This window comes from Cellulophaga sp. (genome assembly GCF_039943695.1).
Lineage (GTDB): Bacteria > Bacteroidota > Bacteroidia > Flavobacteriales > Flavobacteriaceae > Cellulophaga.
On sequence record NZ_JBDVAA010000175.1, the window covers coordinates 1 to 16,107 of the forward strand.

Annotated in this window: 16 protein-coding genes; 5 read left to right on the forward strand and 11 right to left on the reverse strand. The window is 30.7% G+C overall.

The window, feature by feature from the left end:
• The 4 genes from ABJD66_RS11555 to ABJD66_RS11570 all read right to left on the reverse strand — a co-directional run.
• A partial coding sequence (locus tag ABJD66_RS11555) for a ThiF family adenylyltransferase (protein ID WP_348131677.1) occupies positions 1-230 on the reverse strand: 230 nt, incomplete at its 3' end.
• A gap of 14 nt (positions 231-244) precedes the next feature.
• Positions 245-847 carry an NTP transferase domain-containing protein gene (locus tag ABJD66_RS11560; RefSeq protein WP_303542785.1) on the reverse strand — a complete coding sequence of 201 codons (603 nt, stop codon included), beginning with the start codon at positions 845-847 and terminating at the stop codon, positions 245-247.
• A gap of 31 nt (positions 848-878) precedes the next feature.
• Positions 879-1,862, reverse strand: a complete 984-nt coding sequence (moaA, locus tag ABJD66_RS11565) for a GTP 3',8-cyclase MoaA (RefSeq protein ID WP_348131681.1) — start codon at positions 1,860-1,862, stop codon at positions 879-881.
• Positions 1,863-1,890: 28 nt separating this feature from the next.
• Complete coding sequence (locus ABJD66_RS11570; RefSeq protein ID WP_348131684.1) at positions 1,891-2,133, reverse strand: MoaD/ThiS family protein; 243 nt, start codon at positions 2,131-2,133, stop codon at positions 1,891-1,893.
• 282 nt (positions 2,134-2,415) lie between these two features.
• On the opposite strand from ABJD66_RS11570, the gene ABJD66_RS11575 reads away from it, so the two are divergent.
• Both ABJD66_RS11575 and ABJD66_RS11580 read left to right on the forward strand, forming a co-directional pair.
• Entirely contained in the window at positions 2,416-3,516 is a 1,101-nt protein-coding gene (locus tag ABJD66_RS11575; protein WP_348131687.1) for a VWA domain-containing protein, read from the forward strand.
• 165 nt (positions 3,517-3,681) lie between these two features.
• Positions 3,682-3,849: a hypothetical protein gene (locus ABJD66_RS11580; RefSeq protein WP_157811133.1), complete on the forward strand. Its 168-nt coding sequence runs from the start codon at positions 3,682-3,684 to the stop codon at positions 3,847-3,849.
• Here the strand turns inward: ABJD66_RS11580 and ABJD66_RS11585 are convergent.
• Positions 3,846-5,324, reverse strand: coding sequence for a M14 family zinc carboxypeptidase (locus ABJD66_RS11585; RefSeq protein WP_348131691.1), 1,479 nt, complete (start codon positions 5,322-5,324; stop codon positions 3,846-3,848). The genes ABJD66_RS11580 and ABJD66_RS11585 overlap by 4 nt on opposite strands.
• A gap of 87 nt (positions 5,325-5,411) precedes the next feature.
• Between ABJD66_RS11585 and ABJD66_RS11590 the strand changes: the two genes are divergently transcribed.
• Positions 5,412-6,746 (forward strand): serine hydrolase, encoded by a 1,335-nt coding sequence (locus tag ABJD66_RS11590; RefSeq protein ID WP_348131699.1) that lies wholly within the window; start codon positions 5,412-5,414, stop codon positions 6,744-6,746.
• A 609-nt stretch (positions 6,747-7,355) separates the two neighbouring features.
• Here the strand turns inward: ABJD66_RS11590 and ABJD66_RS11595 are convergent.
• A complete protein-coding gene (locus ABJD66_RS11595; protein WP_198519440.1) occupies positions 7,356-8,909 on the reverse strand; it encodes a DEAD/DEAH box helicase family protein in 1,554 nt (517 codons plus the stop codon).
• Positions 8,910-9,019: 110 nt separating this feature from the next.
• Positions 9,020-9,955, reverse strand: coding sequence for an EamA family transporter (locus tag ABJD66_RS11600; protein WP_100896087.1), 936 nt, complete (start codon positions 9,953-9,955; stop codon positions 9,020-9,022).
• A 149-nt stretch (positions 9,956-10,104) separates the two neighbouring features.
• Between ABJD66_RS11600 and ABJD66_RS11605 the strand changes: the two genes are divergently transcribed.
• Entirely contained in the window at positions 10,105-10,818 is a 714-nt protein-coding gene (locus ABJD66_RS11605) for a pirin family protein (RefSeq protein ID WP_348131703.1), read from the forward strand.
• Between the two features lie 3 nt (positions 10,819-10,821).
• Here the strand turns inward: ABJD66_RS11605 and ABJD66_RS11610 are convergent, their stop codons facing one another.
• Genes ABJD66_RS11610 through ABJD66_RS11620 form a run of 3 tightly spaced genes read right to left on the reverse strand, consistent with a single transcriptional unit; the run spans position 10,822 to position 14,489 of the window.
• Positions 10,822-11,415 carry a Crp/Fnr family transcriptional regulator gene (locus ABJD66_RS11610; protein ID WP_348131706.1) on the reverse strand — a complete coding sequence of 198 codons (594 nt, stop codon included), beginning with the start codon at positions 11,413-11,415 and terminating at the stop codon, positions 10,822-10,824.
• Between the two features lie 37 nt (positions 11,416-11,452).
• Positions 11,453-12,547: a hypothetical protein gene (locus ABJD66_RS11615; protein WP_348131709.1), complete on the reverse strand. Its 1,095-nt coding sequence runs from the start codon at positions 12,545-12,547 to the stop codon at positions 11,453-11,455.
• A 16-nt stretch (positions 12,548-12,563) separates the two neighbouring features.
• The gene (locus tag ABJD66_RS11620; protein ID WP_348131712.1) at positions 12,564-14,489 is read right to left on the reverse strand and encodes a heavy metal translocating P-type ATPase; all 1,926 of its coding nucleotides are present in this window, start codon (positions 14,487-14,489) and stop codon (positions 12,564-12,566) included.
• 270 nt (positions 14,490-14,759) lie between these two features.
• Between ABJD66_RS11620 and ABJD66_RS11625 the strand changes: the two genes are divergently transcribed.
• Positions 14,760-15,218, forward strand: coding sequence for a small multi-drug export protein (locus tag ABJD66_RS11625; RefSeq protein ID WP_100896095.1), 459 nt, complete (start codon positions 14,760-14,762; stop codon positions 15,216-15,218).
• A gap of 5 nt (positions 15,219-15,223) precedes the next feature.
• Here ABJD66_RS11625 and ABJD66_RS11630 read toward each other — a convergent pair whose 3' ends face one another.
• A complete protein-coding gene (locus ABJD66_RS11630) occupies positions 15,224-15,979 on the reverse strand; it encodes a LexA family transcriptional regulator (RefSeq protein WP_348131716.1) in 756 nt (251 codons plus the stop codon).
• Between the last annotated feature and the right edge of the window lie 128 nt (positions 15,980-16,107).

The following is a 16,107-nucleotide window of genomic DNA, read 5'->3' on the forward strand; positions in this document are numbered from 1 at the left end:
TTAGAGTAACCAACCTCAGCCTCTGTATACAATACCTGACGCTGTAAATTGGTAATATCAATAGTATCTGCTTCTACCAAACCCAAAGTACCAACACCCATTGCATTTAAGTATTGCAAAACAGGAATACCCAAACCACCAACACCAATAACTAAAACCTTTGCTTTAGTCAATTTTTCTTGTGCTGCCTCTCCAAACTCTTTTAAAACGGTTTGTCTTACGTACCTCATCATAACTTATATAACTACTTAGTAAGTTGTATCTCTATTTTTTGTAATGCAACTTTATATTCTCCTTTAGAATTTGCATTAAGCAAAACTTGGTCTTGCTCTGGATAAACAAGTTTAACATTAGCATTATTAATTAAAAATTTACGTGGACAACTACCATTACCTTCATTTAAATAATCTACAGACGTTTTTAAGGCATTTGGCTCCCAAATAGCACACAAGGGCTCTGGCAATTTACTCTCTGTTGTTGCAAAAGCTGTTGCTAGTTTAGTGTTATCTCTTTCTTGTTTTAATTGTTCTAATGCAGCAATGTTAAGCAAAGGCAAGTCACAAGCAACTACCAACCATGCAACATTTTTATTGTGTTTATAAGCACTTAGCAAACCATTATAAGGACCTTTAAAGTCATTTTTATCTACAATAACATTGTCATTTGTAAATTCTGTTTGTTGATCTTCTCTTATGCTGTAAAAAGTAGCATCACATACTTGATCTAGTAAATTATATACATAATCTCTTTGTGGAATATTGTGGTAAGTTATAGCTCCCTTATCTGTACCCATTCTGGTACTTTTACCGCCAGCTAATACCAGTCCGTAAAGTTGTGTTTTTTTCAAAGTAAAATAGTTTTTTTTGATTGTAATAAGTTTACCCTCCTATAGATGTCATAGAGTTACTAAAAATACCATCGTATTTCTCTTGAGCTTCAAAACCTGTTTTTGCTCTACTACCAACAGCCTTTAAAATTTGCTCCTTAACAGATTCATCAGAATTCCCCTCTCTTAAAATAGCTCTTAAGTTAGCACTAGGCTTAGCATATAAACAAGTAATAATATCACCAGTTGCAGAAATACGAAGTCTATTGCAAGAACTACAAAAAGTTCTACTAAAAGATGGTATTAAACCAAAGGTACTCTTATGCCCTTTTATTTTATAGTTGATAGAAGTTGATGTAGCAGGAGACTCTAATTTTTCAATTTTAGGAAAAGTTGTTTTTATATGATTAAAAATACTTTTGTAATTCCATTTTATGGTTGAAAACTCTTTTGAACCTCCATTAAATGGCATTTCTTCTAAAAACCTAATAGAAACGTTGTAATGCTTCATTAGCTCTAAAATAGGAATAATATCCTCTGTATTTTGGTTATCTAAAACAATAAAATTAATACGTACATTAAAGCCTTCTGTTATTAATTTTATTAAGTTACTATGTACTGTGTCATAAGTATCTCTACGTGTAATTTTATTAAACGTTTGCTTGTTAATTGCATCTAAGCTTACATTAACATTTGTAATGCCTAGTTCTTTTAGTTCTGCTATATGTGGGCCAATTAGTGTTGCATTAGTAGTTATAGAAATATCGTTTAAACCATTTAAAGCAGCTAGTTTACGAAGTAAAACCATAAGATCTTTACGTACAAAAGGCTCACCACCAGTAATTCTAATTTTATCTATACCCTGCGAAACAACAATTTCGCTAAGTTTCACCAATTCTTCAATAGTAAAAAGCTTATCGTTTTTTGCAAAATTAATACCCTCAGATGGCATACAATAGTTGCAACGTAAATTACATCTATCTGTAACCGCTAAGCGCAAGTAGTTTATTTTTCTATTATGATTATCTATCAGCATTATTCTCCTTTCGTTTGTCTATAATTTATCAGCCACTAACTGGTGGTATTAAAGCAATTTCATCTGTCTCTTGTAGAGTAACACTCTCTTGTGCATAACTATTATTTACAGCTATAGCTAAAGATGACAGTTTTTTTAAATCTGGATATTTTTCTTGCAAATACTGGTGTAACTGTCCAACCGTTGTATCTGCGTTGGTTGCAAAATTAGAAACATCTAATATACTAGAACCAATGATATCTTTTGTTACACCAAACAATAAAACTTTCATAAACTACTCTATTTTATTTTTAAACTTAACACAGAAAAAACACTCTTGTGCCCTTATTTGTTGGCATATCTTTTGCTAGTAAATAGCTATTTTAAAACGACTAGTACCTAAGCAATGACAATTTACTTAAAAAAAAAGTATTGAGTGGCACTATTATAACTATTAATAGCTCTGTAACTATTTAATGTAAAACCTTAACATTTTTTAACAGCGTTTGCTTTAATAGGTCTATAATTTTGTACGTTTACAGCCGTTAACATTAATGAACATAAATTATTATATATGAAATTGAATTGGAAGATTTTTTCACTTTTTTGCCTAACACTTTTATTTATTTCTTGCGGTAATGCAGACGATGATGTAAAGTTTGACTTTAACGATAAAGGTGAATTAGGAAAAGGAACAACCGTAGATGATTGCCTTGGTTTTGGCGAGAATGATCTAATATTATCTATACAAGAACAATACACAGCTAAACCCTCTAAAGTATCAGTCTTTTTTAAAGTATCTGACGCAGACGGCAACCCTGTAGTTGGCTTAGTAGAAGATGACTTTACAATATATGAACAAGGTAGAAATGATGACTGTTTTAATAGAATATCTACTACCGAGTCTTCAAAAGATATATCTCCTAACGGACAAATATTTAATAACAGCACATTACTTGTATTAGATTTAAGTAAAAGTGTATTAGATAGTAGTTTAGATGAATTAAAAGCTGCGTCTATTAGTTTTATAAATAATGTAATGCCAGAAGAAGACAAAAAAAGTGACTCTTTTAAAATGAGTATTCATTGGTTTGATGGTGAAGATAAATTTCATGAATTAAACCCTTTAACTTCTTCTAGAGACGAGTTAATTGCTGCAATAGAAAGTATCACAAGTACTATTAGCTCTGATGCCTCTACAGATTTATATGGGGCAGCAATAAGATCTACAGATTTAGCTAGTAAATATTTAAAAGATAATACAGCAAAAGATGTTATTGGCGCAGCCTCTGTAGTTTTATTTACAGATGGTACAGACCAAGCGTCTAGATACACTAAAGCTGCTGCCTTAAAAAAGGTAACCGATGCTGATCCTAACATATCTTTCTTTTCTATTGGTTTGGGTAGTGAAATTGATACTGAAGTTTTAAAAGAACTTGGTAAAACATTTAGTGTATTTGCAACTAATAAAGAAGAGTTAGAAACTACATTTAACGAGATTTCTACTAAAATATCTGAAAGAGCTAATAGTTTTTACTTATTTGAGTACTGTACTCCTAAAAGAGATGGTAGTGGCACAAGTAACCTGGTAATACAAGTTAAAAAACAAAACAGAGAAGGCGCTGTACAAACCAAATTTAGCGCAGACGGTTTTACTGGTGGTTGCGGTCTATAATATTAATTTTATGAATTAAAAAGAGTTTCTAATTTAGAAGCTCTTTTTTTTTGCCTAAAAAGTAGGGTTTTCCTAGCTATAGTTGTTTTAATAATATACCAAGCAATTAGTATTTACACGAAATGCAATTGCAAACCAATTACTAACACTATAACATATAATAAAATGGGAATACTAAAAGAAATTATCCACGAAAGTGCCATTGGCAACAAACCAGCAATTTACAAAGCATTTGTAATAAGTGTATTTATTAGCATAGTATTAATTAGTTTTACAATGCTAACTGCAATACTTAGAAACCCACAACAAGTAATTACTGGATTTGGGTACTAATCATTTTTTAATACCAAACCATTTGTAAAAGTACCTTTACCTGTAGTTAAATCTATTAAATAACCATTAACAACTGCGTAAGCAATTTTACCATTTTTCTCTAAAAAGAAATTAGGATTTTTACCAGGTGTTAATCGTAACGTTTTAGGTAATACATAACCAGTATTAACTATATGTAAGGGTAATTTGGTACTTTTAACTTTACTAGGTATTGTAGCAACAGGAATATACATAAAACCTTCCTTTAAAAAAGAAAGTGCTTTTAAACCTAAAAACTGATCTAAATTAGCTATTGTTTTAGGATATACTTTTGCAGGTACTATAGTATAACCTTTTGCATTAAAAGTAAAATACCCATAATAGGTAGATAAGTCTCCCTGATCTGCTATTCTACCTAAATTATAAAACTCGGTGTGTTTAGGGTTATCTATTTCTGTATGGTTAATTCCTATATCTAACTTGTATGTTTTACCTAACAAATTATAACTAACGTTAGTCATTTTTAAGTCGAACATTTTTCTATCGTTTTCAGGGATTTTATTATAATCATCTATAGGAATATTAGCATAAGACCCATTTGCAATAGTGTATATAGCAGATAATATAGATACGTAATTTAGCTTACGTATTTCTTGCTTCTCTATGTCATCATAATTACCACCAGATTCTATTAAAATAGCACTTGTACCCCATTTTTGTATATTATCACCAAAAGCACGCGGTTCAAAATCATCATTATAACGCCCTACTTGTCCTGGCGCATATTTTTGTATAATGCTATTCATAAACACAATTACCTTCATAGCATTACCACGTACGCTATCAATATCTTTTTCGTAGTTATAAGCAGGCGCTAAATAAGATATAGTTGCAGGTTTGTTTGTACGCTCTGCATTGTAGTACGTACTTTGGTCGTGTAAATTAAAGCCAAAATCTGCCTTAAGACTATCTCTAACTCTTTTTAAAACCCTACCCTCTGGAGATTGTAAATGCAAAGCATCTCTGTTTATATCTATACCTAAAGTATTTCTGCGAGTATAGTGCTCTGCTCCATCTGGATTAAGCATTGGTAAAAAGTGTAAAGTTAAGTTACTTAATATTTCTTTTTTTTCATCAGTAAAAGAATCTGCATTTAAAAAATTAAGAATATCAAAAATAGCTTGTGTAGCTGTAGGCTCATCTCCGTGCATCTGAGACCATAAAAAGACATTAATTTTACCGGTACCAATACTTACCAAAGATATACTACGTCCTTCTATAGACTCTCCTACTTTAGCAACCTTAAACTTAGTGTTGTTTGCAAACTTCTGCAATAATGGCTGTATGCTTTTATGTTTAATTCTACGATCTTTTAAACTACCTTCTTTATATGTATCATAAGTACTATATAAACTATTAGTTATTTCTTTTTGTTGCGCATAACTATTAAATACAACACTTAAAACAACCACAATGCTAAGGACTAAAGACTTCATACTATTATTAATTTATATTACTGCAAGATAATGAATGGTATTAAGTAAAATCTACTATTTTTGAAATAGAGATTAACCCATTCTAAAATGAAAAATTTAAAAAGAGTATTACTTGTTTTGTTAGTTGTTGTAATTGTAGCCGTTGTTTACAATTATCCAAAATTAAATATGATTTCTGGTTATGCAGTTAAAAATATGGCATCTAATGTTTTTATTGCAGATAGAACAGCTGAGGAAATTAATACCGTAGATAACAATGTGCCATTAATAAAATTAGCAGACTCTAAGGTTGATAAAAATACCAAAAGTGCTACGTCTTCAGTTTTTGGATTAATGACACGTAAAGCGGTTTACAGAGATGGTTTAGGAGCTGTTTTAATTAATGATGATTATGACCCAACTAAGTTTACGCTACAACCACGTAGAAATTTCACAAAAACTGGTTTGCCTTTTCCTTATGGCGATAAAAAACAAAAAGACACTGTATTTACTACCATAGACTATACTGCACTACAAAAAGCTATAGATATAGGTTTTTCTAATCCAGATATCCAAAAAACAAGAAGTACAATTGTTATTTACAAAGACCAGATTATTGCAGAAAATTATGCTGGCGGTTTTACGGCTGACACTAAAATTTTAGGTTGGTCTATGACAAAAAGTATTGTATCTACCTTATACGGAATATTGCAGTGTAAGGGAAAATTAAACGTTAACCAATTAGCTCCTATTCCTGAGTGGCAAAATGACGAAAGAAAAAACATCACTTACAATCATCTACTGCGTATGCAAAGTGGTTTAGAATGGGATGAAAACTACACAGAAATATCTGATGCTACTAAAATGCTTTTTTTAGAGTCTGATATGACTTTGGTTCAACAAAAAAAAGAAGCTATTGCTAAACCAACAGAAATTTGGAATTATTCTTCAGGTACATCTAACTTATTATCTGGTTTATTAAAAAAGAATTTTAAAACTCATCAAGAATATTTAGATTTTCCTTATGCTAGTTTAATAGATAAAATAGGAATGCACTCTATGTTAATTGAAGCAGATATGGAAGGTAATTACGTAGGTTCTTCTTATGGCTGGGCAACCACTAGAGATTGGGCTAAATTTGGATTACTATACTTACACAAAGGAAATTGGAATGGGGAAAGAATTTTTGATTCTGAGTGGGTAGACTATGTTTCTAAACCTACTGCACACTCAGACGGTACTTACGGTGGTCATTTTTGGTTAAATGCAGAAGGCAGGTTCCCTGATGTTCCTAAAGATATGTATTACGCTAGTGGTTACCAGGGGCAGTATGTTTTTGTAATACCGTCTAAAGATTTAGTTGTTGTAAGAACCGGACTTGCAACATATCCTATTTTTGACTTAAATGGCTTTTTAGGAGCTGTTGTTAAAGCAGTAAAGTAATAGAATAAGTTTAAAGTATAGATAAGCCTACAACATACTTATCTACACTAACCACATATTAGAACACGTTGACAACATAAAGTTTTACAAACCTTACAATCACTATATATTTGCTGTATAGTTAGTTAGAATAAAATTTTCATTTTCATATAGTGTTCTCGTAAAAAGAGTCTTGTTTTTGCCGACAAGACTCTTTTTCATTTTAAAAGCTTTTTATATAGCACACTAATTAGCTTCAAGTTATTTTAACTCAAAAAAAGAAACCATTTTTCTGTAGGCCCAATAATTGCTTTTTAAAACGAAATTAAGAGCACAAAAAAGCCCCACAACATAAACTTCTATTTTGACCACATAAAATAGCTCTTTTACAACATAAAATTTTAAAACCTTTAAAGTCTATATATATTAGTAGTGTTATTAAAAAAGAATAAATTTTTCATTTTCATATAGTGTTCTCGTAAAAAGAGTCTTGTTTTTGCCGACAAGACTCTTTTTCATTTTAAATACTTTTTAATGAAAAAATATCACTTAGTATATTCCTATTATTTATACCAAAAAAAAAGTGCTCAATAATTATTGAACACTTTTAATATTAATAGATTTAGAAAATTAATCTTCTGGTGGATAACCGTGTATTTTTTCAAAATCTCTATCAAAATTCTCTCTTAAATAAGCTGTTAATCTCTTTTTGTAATCATCTTTTAACCAACTCAAAAAGTTAAATGTACTTCTGCTTATACACTTTGCGTACATTTGTATACGGTGATCTATATCACCATCTAATATTTTAGATAAAGCAAGAGCATCATAAACATCTTCACTGTTTTCTATACATATTTTTGCGTGCTGCTCTATAGAACGTTCTAAAACTACTTTAGACGATTCACCTCCAGAAACGGCACTTACATATGTTTCTTTTATATCAAAATAGACCTCTTCGGATTTTGCAAATTGTTCACGAATTTCCTCTGGCATCTCGTGCTTAAAGGTACTTTCTATATCTTCATCGTTCTTTAAACGATCCATATAAAAATTAGGGTTACTAAAGATTGTTTGCCAATCTAAATCTGCTCCCCAAGGTCCAAACCTATGGTAATTGTTACCTAAATCTATTACCGTAAATTTAGATTTATTATTTAAAATACGAGAACCACGACCAATCATCTGATAATACAATGTAAGAGATTTGGTTGCTCTGTTTAATATAATAGTGTCTATTGTAGGCTCATCAAAACCAGTAGTTAAAATACTCACAGATGTTAAAATGGCATCTGGAGTTTCTTTAAACCAGTTTAATATTTGTTTACGCTGTTTTTTTGTGGCCGTATTATCTAAATGCATTACAGGGTAGCCAGCATCTTTAAAAGTATAATATACTTGTATAGATGTGTTAATACCGTTATTAAAAATAAGTGTTTTTTTATTTTTAGAATGCTCTTTATAAGCCTCCATAAGCTTATCTAACATTGCTGTGCTAGAGTATAAATCTTCTGAAGATTTTACGGTATAATCACCATTAGAACCAATTTCTAACGATGTTAATCCCATATTATATTGGTGTACTTCTGCACGAGCCAAAAACTCGTTTTCTATAAGAGAACCAATACTTTCACCTGTAATTAGCTCATCATAATTATCTTTCATTGGTAAGTTCTTGTTAGAACTTAAAGGTGTTGCTGTAACTCCTAAAATAAAAGATTTATCAAAAAATTTAAAAAGCTTAGTAAATGAGTTGTAATGTGCCTCATCAATAATTACAAGACCAATGTCAGATATATCTAACATATCATCATTTAAACGATTGTTAAGGGTTTCTACCATTGCAACAAAACAACTATACCTTTCTTGGTCATCTAAATTTGCTGTACTGTTTACTACCTTACTAATTACACCAAAACTATCTAACATTTTAGACGTTTGGTTACACAGTTCTACACGGTGCGTCATAATTAACACCTTTTTTTGGTGGTGCTTAAGGTACTGTCTTACTATTTCAGAAAATATAACAGTTTTACCACCACCTGTAGGCAATTGGTATAGTAAATGATGGTCATCTGGAGCAGACTCAAAGCGCTCAAAAATCTCATTTAAAGCTCCTTTTTGGTAGTCATAAAGCTCTTTGTCTGTCTTCTTTTCTTGTAATTCGAAAGCAGTCTTCGTCATAGTATCCATTTCTATTGGGCTGCAAAAATACATTCTTTAGCGCGCTTTTAACGAATAATTAGCGAAAAAACTATTCACAAATTTTAAAAAAAATATAGATATAGTAAAAATTAAGACTTTTTTCCTATTCGGTTAGAGAATCTAGAAAATATCATAATTTTTTTCTTGGTATTAATAAAATAAACTCCTGTTAAAAGTATTACTGCGGCCGCAACAGATTGTGCTGTAATAGTTTCATCTAAAAAATACCATCCTAAAAGTAATGCTATAATTGGGTTTACATAGGTAGAAGTTGCAACTTTTTCTGGTGATACAAACTTTAATAAATAATTAAAAGAGGTAAATGCAACTATACTACCAAAAACAATTAAAAGTAGCATTGCCATTTGTGTTTTTCCTTCCCATTCTGTTGGTAATGACCAAGTTTCACCAAAATAAAAACTAGCAATTAATAAAAAGAAACCACCTGATAACATTTGATAACCTGTATTTACAAAATAATTTTTAGGCAAGTCATACTTAGCAACAAACAAACTACCACTAGACCAACTAATCATACAAATAAATATCATTATCATACCTAAAAGAGATCCTTCTTGGTTAACAACTTGTTTTTGACTTACCAATAAGTAGATACCAATAATGCCTAAAACAACACCAACAATAGACATTGGTTTTATTTTTTTACCCTGAAAAATTCTCATTAACAATAAGACTACTAGTGGTTGTGCTGATATTTCTAATGCAGCAAAACCACTATCTACATAACGTAGAGCCCACACCACTACTCCGTTTCCTAAAGCTAAAAATAAAAAGCCTGCTATTACTGTATTTAGCAATTGTTTTGCTGTTACTTTTATTTCTATTTTTAAAAATTTACTTATAATAAAAACTAGTAAACCAGCAGTAATAAAACGTATTGCCGCTAACATAAAAGGTGGCAACTCTGTTACAGCAATTTTATTTAATAAATAGGTAGATCCCCAAATTACATAAATAGAGAAAAAAGCCAGTATTATTAAGGTGGTGTTAGAGGATTTATTCATTATAAAAACAACTAGTTTAGAAAAGCACAAAAATAAGTATAACTTTTAAGTTTATAAGAGTAAAATAAAGTCTTAATATAAGTTCTTAACATACATCAATGTAAAATATAGTATAGGTACTTAAATTTGCATTATACTAACAAATGGTTATGAAAACAATACTACATAAAGCAGATACAAGAGGACACGCAAACCACGGTTGGTTAAACTCTTACCACACCTTTAGCTTTGCTAATTACCAGGATGCAGAACGTATGAATTTTGGTGCATTACGTGTATTAAATGATGATACCGTTACAGAAGGCAGAGGCTTTGGTACTCACCCACATAAAAATATGGAAATAATTTCTATACCATTAATGGGCGATTTACAGCACCAAGACAATATGGGTAATTCTACAGTAATTAAAGAGGGAGACATACAAGTTATGAGCGCTGGTACTGGAGTTATGCATAGTGAACATAACAAAAACCTAGATAAAGCTGTTCAGTTTTTGCAAATTTGGATTATTCCTAATACAGAAAATGTTAACCCTAGATATGATCAAATTTCTACAGCAGATCTACATAAACCTAATAAGTTATACCAAATATTGTCTCCTAATAAAGAGGATGCCGGTGTATGGATTTACCAAGATGTTTGGTTTAATTTAGGTGATTTTACTAATGATACAACTACTACCTATACTATAAACAAAAAGGGCAATGGTATATATGCTTTTGTTTTAGAGGGTGATATAGAAATTGAAAATCAACAGTTAAATAAGCGTGATGGTTTTGGTCTTTGGGAAACAGACAGTATTACCATAAATGCTAGTAAAAACAGTAAATTATTACTTATGGAAGTTCCTATGATTTTTTAATTACTAATTAGGTATACTATTCTGCTTAGCTAAATCTTTACGTATTCTACTTAAACTCTCGGGGGTTATTCCTAAGTAGGAAGCAATCATCCACTGCGGAACACGTAACAAAACATCTGGATACAATTTTACAAACTCTAAATATCTTGATTTTGCAGATGCTCCTAAAAGCAAATGTATTCTTCTGTTTAAATGACGAATGTGATTGTGTAGTAATTTTTCATTTTTTTTTCTAAAAGAAGGATTTAATTTTGCTACTAACTCTATAAAATCTTCATCTAATAATACTACAGTTGTATCCTCTAAAGCATCTATAAAATAGTTTGAAGGTTCTTTAAAATATACACTATCTCTATCTGTAACAAACCAATTTTCTGTACCAAATTGCAGAATATTTTCTTTGCCATTTTCATCTAATCCGTACAAGCGTAAAACACCTTTTTCTACATAAAATGTATGCAGACATACATCGCCATATTTTAGAATTTGTTCTCCCTTAAAAACAACTTTACTTTTTATGTGAGGCTCTAATTGCTTGTAGGTAGTAGTATCCACTCCCATTTTATCAAAAAGATATGTTTTAAAGTTCTGTAACATACTATATAAAATCTAGAGCAAAAATACTCTTATTTAATTAGTCTAATATCCTTTGCAAGACTAATACTTTTTTATTCTTTTCTTTTCTATCTACAACAGGATAAAACACAATAGCATAACCATTTTCTACTGTTTTATTTACGCTAGATAAAATTAGATTAGATTCCTTTAACTCTAATACTATATTATTAACCAAGTCTTTGTAACCTTTTACATCTTTGCTATAAAAAAGTTCTAAAATTTCATCATTTTTTATTGTTATCCATCCATTGCCAAATTCCGTATTAAACCTAACTACAAAAGTATTTTCATTAATTTGTACAGGGTTCCAAGTATTATAAAACCTATCTTTAATATCTATTAGAGTTTTAGAGGTACAAACATTATTTGGCGATATAGTCTCTATACTAATTTTACCTTCTTCTTCACTTAAAACGTAAGAATTAGACTCAAAAGATAGACTAATAATTTGCCTAAAATAATTTGTAGTAGCATTTAGCTCTCTACTTCTTAACTCAACTCCTTTTTCATCTATTTGCCTATGTAACCACGTACTACCTTTACTACTTAACAAATGTATTTCATCTCTACCTATAAATATGTTATTGTTTCTTGGGAGTGAAACCTTTTTATTATGCTTCTTTTTTAGAATACCATTTTTAAATTCTATTGCTAAAAGTTTGTCTGGCTTTTTGTCGTTCCAAATATCTACGTCATAAAATATTGAAAACTGATTAGAAACTCCAATAAACTTACCTGTAAAAGGTCTATTACCCTTAGGTAGTTTAGTTTCTTCTCTATTAAAAAGAGGTATACTAACTTCTAATTCTTTATTTGGATGATATGGAACAACAGATACGTAGTTTTCTAAAGAGGGACTAAGAAATAAGCTTGGTAAAATGCCATCATCTTCTATAAAGCTTTCTACCTTTCCATTGTCATCTATAATAGTGTATACTAGATTATATCCTCCGTCTTCATTATAAATATAATTAGCCAATAAAGTTTGTTCCTTACAACAAATACTATTTTTTACTGATACCTCGTTATTAGTTTCTAATGTAGTAACAACACCAAAACTCAACTCCTGATTAGTAATATTAAAAGGTGATGTTTTCTCTATATTTTTCATACACTAACTTATTGTTTTACCATTTCATTCTTTGTAATCTAACAGCATTTAATATAGCTAGTAATGCAACACCAACATCTGCAAAAACGGCGCCCCACATTGTAGCCAAACCTAAAGCTCCTAAAAGTAATACAATTAACTTTACGCCAAAAGCCAATACTATATTTTGCCAAACTACCTTACGTGTAGATCTTCCTATTTTTATAGCTTTTACAATTTTAGATAACTGGTCTGTTTGTATAATTACGTCTGCTGTTTCTATAGCTAAGTCACTACCCAAGCCTCCCATTGCTATACCAACATCACTAACAGCAAGTACAGGTGCGTCATTAATACCATCTCCAACAAATGCTACAACAGCTTTGGGATCTTTCATTAATTCTTCAACCTCTTTTAATTTATCTTCAGGTAACAGTCCGCCTTTGGCACGTAAAACATTTGCTTCTTTTGCTACTTTTTTTGTAATGCAATCTCTATCACCAGAGAACATATAAAAATCTTTAACTCCTATTTTGTAGGCTTCTGAAACTGTTTCTTTAGCATCTTCTTTTATCTCATCAGCAATTATAACGTAACCAACAAACTGGCCATCTATAGCTACTAACACACTAGACTCCACAATGTCTTCAATTTCGGTTAGCGCATCTATCTTATAATCTAACAATAACGCCGTATTGCCTACCAGAACTTTTTTACCGTTAACAACACCTCTAATTCCTTTACCAGCTACCTCTTGTATATCTGTAGCAATGTATGTTTTATCTAAAGGATAATCTAAAAGTGCTTGCGCAATTGGATGTGTAGATTTAGACTCTAACGCAAGCATATATTGCATCATTTCTTTTTCATCTATACTAAAAGACACTAATTCCTGAATTTTGAAGACTCCTTTTGTAATTGTTCCTGTTTTGTCCATTGCTAAAGTATTTACCTTAGCAATTGTATCTAAAAATGATGCTCCTTTAAATAAAATACCATTTTTAGACGCTGCACCTAACCCTCCAAAATAACCTAATGGAATAGAAATAACCAATGCACAAGGACAAGAAATAACTAAAAATATTAACGCCCTATATAACCAATCTCTAAACACATAGTCATTTACAAAAAAGAAAGGTAAAAGCGTTAAACCTATAGCTAAAAACACTACAATTGGTGTGTATATTTTAGCAAATTTCCTAATAAATAATTCCGTTTTAGATTTGAGAGCTGTAGCATTTTGTACTAAATCTAATATGCGAGCTATAGAACTCTCTTTAAACTTTTTAGTTGCTTTAACTTCTATTACATCTTGTAAATTAATACTACCAGCATAAACTGTTTCATTTTTACCTATGGTATTTGGCTTGCTCTCCCCTGTTATAGCTGCTGTATTTAATGATGCTCTGGTAGATAACAGAACTCCATCTACAGCTACTTTTTCGCCTACTCTAACCTGTATTTTCTCTCCTACTTTTATATCCTCTGGCGCTACAGTTACATAGCTATTTTTTCTAAAAACAAGAGCCTCATTAGGCCTTACATCCAACAGAGCTTGTATGTTACTTTTAGCTCTTTTAACAGCAAATCCCTGAAAAAGCTCTCCTACCGCATAAAAAAGCATTACTGATACACCTTCTGGATATTCCCCCAAAATAAACGCCCCAATTGTAGCTATAGACATTAATAAGAACTCTGTAAAATAGCTGCCTTTTTTTATACTTTTCCACCCCTGTTTTAATACTGGTAGGCCTACTGGTAAATATGCAATAGTATACCAAACTAATCTAATTGTACCATTAAAGAATGAGACAATTTTAAAATAATCTAAAGCAAGACCAAAAATTAGCATGATAAAACTAATTATTGCCGGCTTATATATTTTTAATTTAGATGTATTTAAGTTATGGTTGTACTGGTGGTTTTGGTTATTTATATTTTCTAGCTTTATCTTCTCTTTCATATTCAATTTTCTATAAAATATACGTGCAAAACAATGTCTTGGACTTAGCGTTCATTGTTCTAAATATATGGTACTAAAAAATGAAGAGCATCACAAGTATATGAGCAATTCATTTTAATATTTTTTCTAAAAAGAGGATTTTATAAAAAAAGAAATACTATTACGACTAATATGACGTTTTTATAGCTGTTATAAACATTAAAATTAATATTTTTTTATGTTTATTTTAGAATGGGAATGTTAGATTTGCATTTTTAAAAATTAGCAAGAGTGATTATAGAATATATTATAGCAATGTTGTGGAGCTTATCTCCGTTTGGAGAAGCCAAAGTTGGCATACCTTATGGTATGTACAATGGGTTAAACATATACCTTGTTTTTATATTATGCTTTGCTTCTAATGTACTTGTTTTTCCAATAATGCTTTTTTTCTTAAATAAAGTAAATCATTATTTATTAAAGTGGCGTGTGTATAAAAAAGGTGCAATTTTTGTAGCTCGTAAGGCAAAAACTGGTTCTGGAGATAAAATTAAAAAGTATGGCTTTTGGGGCTTAATCTTTTTTGTAATGCTACCTGTACCTGGTACTGGTGTATACGCAGGTACAATTGCAACTTATTTATTTAAAATTGAAAGAAAAAAGGCTTTTTTAGCTAACGTTATTGGTATTTTCTTTTCCTCTGTAATTGTATGGGTTGTTACCTATTTAGCAATGCAAGGTATGGCATAAGCTTATTACTTTATTCTTTTTTTTAACTCTTCCATAGATTCCTGAAGTTCTTTTAATAATCCTTTTTCTGTGGTTGTATCTAAACCAAAAGAAATTTTACTATTTACTTGCCAAAGTTCTTGTATTTGATTTGCAGCTACTTGGTAAGGCGGATACGTCTCATTTAAAGAAACTAATGACACAAAATTACTATTAGGTACTTTCTCTATTTTTTTAACCAAAACGGCATCATACAAAACCACAACATACATTTTATTTGCACTAATGTCATTTAAACTCTCTGTAGCCTTAGCCAAGACCCATTCTGCTGGATACAAATTAGGCAACATACTATCTCCTTCAACCTGAAATCCTCTGTAAGTTGCATTTCTAAACTCTGGAATAGGTAAATCAAAAGCAGGTAATTGTTTATACCAACTAGCATCTTGTATATTTTGTGGGTAGCCAGCTGCAGCTTTTGCATTTACTAAAACCATATTCTCGTTATCTTCTGCATCTACTGTAATAAATTTAGGAATAACACTATTTACTGCTGCAGATAGGTATTTCTGATTTCCATCACCAAAAAGCCAAAGCGGATTAATTTCAAACTGTTTTAAAAGTTCTTTTACAACTTTACCAGATAGCTTAGTGCGTCCCCGTTCTATATCTACTGTTGTATTAGATACACCTAACAACTTAGCAAATTCTGACTGTGTAAACCCCAATTCTTTGCGGACTTCTATAAAACGTTGTACTTCTATTGTTTGATCATTTCCCATATGCTAATATACAAATTTTGGAATATATCCATAAGTAAAATGGAATAAATCCATCAAAATAAAACTTAGATCTTTTAAAATCTATATTACACAGCATCAAGGCACTAAAAAACAATCATATACGTTTG